Annotated in this window: 5 protein-coding genes and 1 pseudogene; 4 read left to right on the forward strand and 2 right to left on the reverse strand. The window is 67.6% G+C overall.

The window, feature by feature from the left end:
* The coding region (locus ABEA26_RS34755; protein WP_345597907.1) for a hypothetical protein at positions 1–225 on the forward strand (225 nt) is incomplete at its 5' end.
* Positions 226–358: 133 nt separating this feature from the next.
* Complete coding sequence (locus ABEA26_RS34760; RefSeq protein ID WP_345597909.1) at positions 359–1,669, forward strand: cellulase family glycosylhydrolase; 1,311 nt, start codon at positions 359–361, stop codon at positions 1,667–1,669.
* A 110-nt stretch (positions 1,670–1,779) separates the two neighbouring features.
* On the opposite strand, the gene ABEA26_RS34765 is transcribed toward ABEA26_RS34760, so the two are convergent.
* The gene (locus ABEA26_RS34765; RefSeq protein ID WP_345597911.1) at positions 1,780–2,724 is read right to left on the reverse strand and encodes a helix-turn-helix domain-containing protein; all 945 of its coding nucleotides are present in this window, start codon (positions 2,722–2,724) and stop codon (positions 1,780–1,782) included.
* A 71-nt stretch (positions 2,725–2,795) separates the two neighbouring features.
* Between ABEA26_RS34765 and ABEA26_RS34770 the strand changes: the two are divergent.
* Positions 2,796–3,320 (forward strand): annotated as a pseudogene (locus ABEA26_RS34770) (transposase); the annotation flags it as partial.
* A gap of 68 nt (positions 3,321–3,388) precedes the next feature.
* Here ABEA26_RS34770 and ABEA26_RS34775 read toward each other — a convergent pair.
* A complete protein-coding gene (locus ABEA26_RS34775; RefSeq protein ID WP_345597913.1) occupies positions 3,389–4,258 on the reverse strand; it encodes an NmrA family NAD(P)-binding protein in 870 nt (289 codons plus the stop codon).
* 84 nt (positions 4,259–4,342) lie between these two features.
* Between ABEA26_RS34775 and ABEA26_RS34780 the strand changes: the two genes are divergently transcribed.
* Entirely contained in the window at positions 4,343–5,077 is a 735-nt protein-coding gene (locus ABEA26_RS34780) for a helix-turn-helix transcriptional regulator (protein ID WP_345597915.1), read from the forward strand.
* Positions 5,078–5,228: the final 151 nt, after the last annotated feature.

Consider the following 5,228-nt stretch of genomic DNA (forward strand, 5'->3'; position numbering starts at 1 on the left):
GGGCTTTCCCTTGCTCGGCAGGCGGATCGTGAACCGTCTATTGACATGGGCGTAACAGCCGGTGCCTCATGGTGTGGCGACGGGCCGTTCGAGCCCCATGCGGCCGAAGTCGCCCCTGGCCGACGTCAGTTGTCCGGTTCGTACCCCACACCAGCAACGCCTGCCTTCGGCGACACTCCCGCCGAAGTGCGCGCGACGCTCATCAAGTACGCCGTCAGGGACTGACGTCGCCGCGGGACATCGTTGTCAGAGACGGGCTGGGTCGCAGGCTGCCCACCTGCCCCGCCCGTCCCCGTCCCCCTCCACACCAGCACCAGCACCAGCACCCAGCACCCAGCGCTCACATCCGAGGAGAGACATGCGAAAGCCGAGAAGCACCCTGATCACGAAGGCGGGCATGGCGTTCGCCGCCGCCCTGGGCCTGTTGGTCTCGGTCGCCGGTCCGTCCGCCGGCGAGGCCGAGGCCGCACCCACCGGTATCCGGGTCAGCGACGGGCGCGTGGTCGAGGCGAACGGGAACGAGTTCGTCATGCGTGGGGTCAACCACGCCTACACCTGGTATCCCGACCGGACGAGCTCCATCGCCGACATAGCGGCCAAGGGCGCCAACACCGTCCGTGTCGTTCTCAGCAGCGGCGACCGATGGACACGGACGAGCGCGTCCGAGGTCTCCTCCCTCATCGGCCAGTGCAAGGCCGACAAGGTCATCTGCGTACTGGAGGTGCATGACACCACCGGCTACGGCGAGGACGGCGCCGCCACCACCCTGGACAAGGCGGCCGATTACTGGATCGGTGTGAAAAGCGCGCTCCAGGGCCAGGAGGACTACGTCGTCGTCAACATCGGCAACGAGCCGTTCGGCAACAACAACTACACGGCTTGGACCGACGCCACCAAGAGCGCGATCGGCAAGCTCCGGAGTGCCGGCCTCGATCACGCCCTGATGGTGGACGCCCCCAACTGGGGCCAGGACTGGTCCGGAACCATGAGGGACAACGCGGCGTCGGTCTTCGCGTCCGACCCCGACCGGAACACCATCTTCTCGATCCACATGTACGGCGTCTACGACACGGCCACCGAGGTGCAGGACTACCTGAACCACTTCGTCGGCAACGGACTGCCCATCGTCGTCGGCGAGTTCGGCGACCAGCACAGCGACGGCAACCCCGACGAGGACGCCATCATGGCGACCGCGCAGTCCCTGGGCGTGGGCTACATGGGCTGGTCCTGGAGCGGCAACGGCAGCGGAGTCGAGTACCTCGACCTGGTCAACGGCTTCGACGCGAACTCCCTGACCAACTGGGGCGAGCGCCTCTTCAACGGCGCCAACGGCATCGCGGCCACCTCCGAGACCGCCACCGTCTACGGCGACGGGGACGGGGACGGGGACGGTGGCGGAACGGGTGGCGGCACGGCCCCCAACGGTTACCCGTACTGCGTCGACGGCGGCTCGTCCGACCCCGACGGTGACGGATGGGGCTGGGAGAACAACCGCTCCTGTGTCGTCCCGGGCGGCGACGCGGACAGTGGGGGCGGAACGGGCGGCGGCACGGCCCCCAACGGTTACCCGTACTGCGTCGACGGCGGCTCGTCCGACCCCGACGGTGACGGATGGGGCTGGGAGAACAACCGCTCCTGCGTGGTCCCGGGCGGCGACGCGGACAGCTGACACCCTCGCGCACGTACTCGGAGTTGTCTCCCTGTCCCCCGGGGGAGGGAGGCAACTCCACGTACGCCTCGGCTCGTCACGCAGTCGGCCCGGGTACGGGTGCGCTGTGCTCAGCGATCCGGACTCCGATCCCTTCGCAAGCCCTGGACGAGCCAGGTGTACACCGGGACCAGGCCCGGTATCACCTGCCATCCGTTGACGATCCACACCAGCCGCCAGTACTCGTCCACCCGGGGGTCGTGGGACAATTCGAACTGCTGGGCCATCCAGTCACGGAACTCCGCGTCGGGCTCGCGTGTGAACACCTCCGCGAACCGCCGCACGAGATCGTCGACGACGGGTGCGGCCTCCTCGCTGAGCGGGTCGATGCCGGCATCCCTGGCCTCGGCCAGCCTCTGCCGGGTGAACTCCATCAGCTCGTCACCGACTTCGCTCTCGATGGCGAGCGGCAGCTGATCGGCCTGGTGGCCGGCCGTCCGGCGCATGCGGGCCCGGAAGTCGTCGTCGCCGATCATCCCGGCGAGCTCCACCCAGGCGGCGACCTGGTCGGTGGACGGATTGTCGGGCAGGTCGGGAGTGGCGGCGCGAACCATGGCCGCCGCGTTCGGGTCGGTGCCCTCCGTGCCGAAAGTGCCGTCGATGAAGTCGCCGATCAGACGGCGGCGCTCCTCGCCGGACAACCGCGTGAGGCTGTGCATGAGTGTGGTCTCCTTGGGACTGGAACCGAATCTGGCCGCGGCGCGCAGGACACTCCGTCGCAGTTGCAGCGTCTGGATCTGGACGTCCAGGGCATCGGCATGCGCCGAGGCGACCTCCGCCACCGAGAGTTGGCGGTTCAGCACCCGTTGGATCGTGGTGAGACCGATGCCCAGCTCGCGCAGTGTGCGGACGAGTTCCAGGCGAAGCAACGCGTCGAGGTCGTACAGCCGGTATCCGGCGGGAGTGCGACTGGTCGGCGCGACCACGTTCGTGTCGGAGTAGAACCGGATCGTCTTCACCGGCAGACCGGTGCGCCGGGAGAGTTCCCCGATCGAGTAGAGAGTCGTGCCGTCCATGTCTCCTACTGTGATGTCTCCCGCCACTGGAGAGTCAAGGCGGCCTCGGACCATCCGGGACCGGAGGTCCGGGCAGATCGAGCGTCACCCGCGTCGTCCTCGACACCGCCCACGGGAGGGCTGGAAAGGGGCGAACACACAGGTCCGAGTCCGTGGACCGGGGCAAGCCAAGTTCCAAGATGCACGTCCTGTCGGACGCGAACGGACTGCCTATCCTTGTTGGCGTCTCGGCCGGCGACACCCACGACAGCGAAGCGCTGAAGCCGATGGTGGAGGGTCACCAAACGAGACTCGCTCCCCACCGCGGCCGGTTCTTCAAGCCGCGGCGTCTGCGTGCGGACAAAGCCTACGACCGGGCTGACCTGCGCAGATGGCTGCGCGGAAAGTGGATCGGCGTGCGCATCGCCCGCAACGGCATCGAGTCCAGCGAACGATCAGGGCGACGACGATGGGCCGTCGAGCGCACCATGTCGTGGCTGTCCGGCTACCGTCGGCTCAGCCCTCGCTCCGAACGCGACCCCCGCAACCACCTGGCCTTTCTCGGACTCGCCGCCGCCCTGCGCTGCTACAAGCGACTCATCCGCCTCACCACGTAGGACACGGTCCAAATCGTGTCTGGCGCCCCCCGGCCGCCAGACATGGACAAGTCGGACGTTGTGCGGCCTCAGACAACCGGGAGAAGCTGGTCGCGTACCCAAGCGCGCAAGGTCGTGGGCGTCGTGGTCACCACAGAACGCTGCTGCTCGGGAACGAAGTCATCGCGCAGCCCGGTCGACATGCCCAGGACTGCGTCGGCCATCGCCGTGGGCATGCCGACCGCGAGGTACTGCTGGTACATTTCCGCGTCGGCAACACGGTCGACGACGACGTCGCGACCGAGCTCATCCGTCAGAATCTCGGCGACTTGGGACCAGGTCAGGTCCTCAGGCCCGTGGACGGCCTGGACGCGCCGACCCTCCCAGTCGCGGTTGAGCAGGGCCATGGCTGCCACTTCGGCGATGTCGCGAGGGGCCACCCAGCTCATCGACGCGTCCAACGGGAGCACCGTCTGGATCCTGCCGACCTTCAATGACTCGATGTCGAACAGCAGGTTGGTGAAGAAGTAGCCGCACCGCAGATGGGTGACGCCAGTGTCGAGGCCGTCCAGAGCTACCTCGGTTGCTGCGAGGCCATCGATCTCCCCGGCGCCGTGGCGCTTCTCCGCGCCAACGCTGCTCTGGAACACGACTCGGACGATCCCGTTCTGTGTGACCGCCATCGCGATCGCGTCGGTGGCGCGTGCATAGTCGGCCAGGGGATCCGCCGACTCAGCGGGCGGGTCGACCCAGTAGATCGCATCCACACCGCGAGTCACGGCCACGACCTGGTCCGGGTCCCTTGAATCAGCACGCGCCACATCGACGTGCTGCGCCAGCGTTTCGGGAAGACGCTCCGGACGGCGGGTCAGCAGCAGCGGCCTCACGCCAGCCCGGACCAGCATCCGTGTCAGGTGGTGGCCGACATTCCCGGTGGGCGTAGTTACCGCGATTCGCATAGCGAGTCCTTCCGTTGGGGTCGGAAAGCACGCTAGGACTAGATGCGGCCCGTTTTGGGCCGCATCTGCGCTGATTATGGGAAGGTGGATACGCCATCGACTCGCACCCTGCGACTGCTGTCGCTGTTGCAGACAGGCCGTGAGTGGAACACCAGCGCTCTGGCAGCTCGGCTGCAGGTGAGTGAACGAACAGTGCGCCGTGACGCCCAACGCCTCCGTAGCCTGGGCTACGACGTGCAATCACGGCCAGGCCCCGGCGCCGGCTACCGCTTGCGCCCGAGCACGAAGATTCCACCGCTGCTGCTCAGTCCCGATGAGGTTTCGACAATCATCACGAGTCTGCTGGTGCTCGAAGCCTGGGCACCTGGTGACCCATCGGTCACCGCAGCCCGATCGAAACTGGAGCAGATACTCCCGCCCACCCTGCGCCGGCGCGCCGCAGCAACCGCTATCTCCACCCAGATCCTCCACGAGGACCCAGCGCCCGTCGACTGGGCGCTCGTCGGCACCCTCGCCGACGCCGTAGCCACGGGCGCCAGCATCCGCTTCGATTACGTCGACCAGGACGGCCGCCACTCCCAACGCACGGTAGAGCCCTACCGCCACCTGCTTCGCCAGCGGCACTGGTACCTGGTTGCGTACGACACCCGCCGCGAGGACTGGCGTCTCTTCCGGCTCGACCGGATGCAGGCAGCGACCATCATCCCAGGGTCGCATCACCCTCGGAACTTTCCGTTCGACTCCATCGAGCTCTGGCTCGCCAGCAACTTCGGCAAAGACGACCAGCCGTCGATCAACGTCTCCGGTCAGTACGGCTAGGTGAAGCTGACGCCGCGCTTGCGCAGGCCGGACGGCCGGTCGAGCAACCGCCCCTGGGGGGACACGCGTGCCTATCCCACGAGGCTGCCCCGGTCCGTACGGCCGGAACGGGGCGAGGAGATCGGCGGTCTCGTCGTCCTGGGGCGGCTGC

This window comes from Streptomyces marokkonensis (assembly GCF_039539045.1).
Taxonomy (GTDB): domain Bacteria; phylum Actinomycetota; class Actinomycetes; order Streptomycetales; family Streptomycetaceae; genus Streptomyces; species Streptomyces marokkonensis.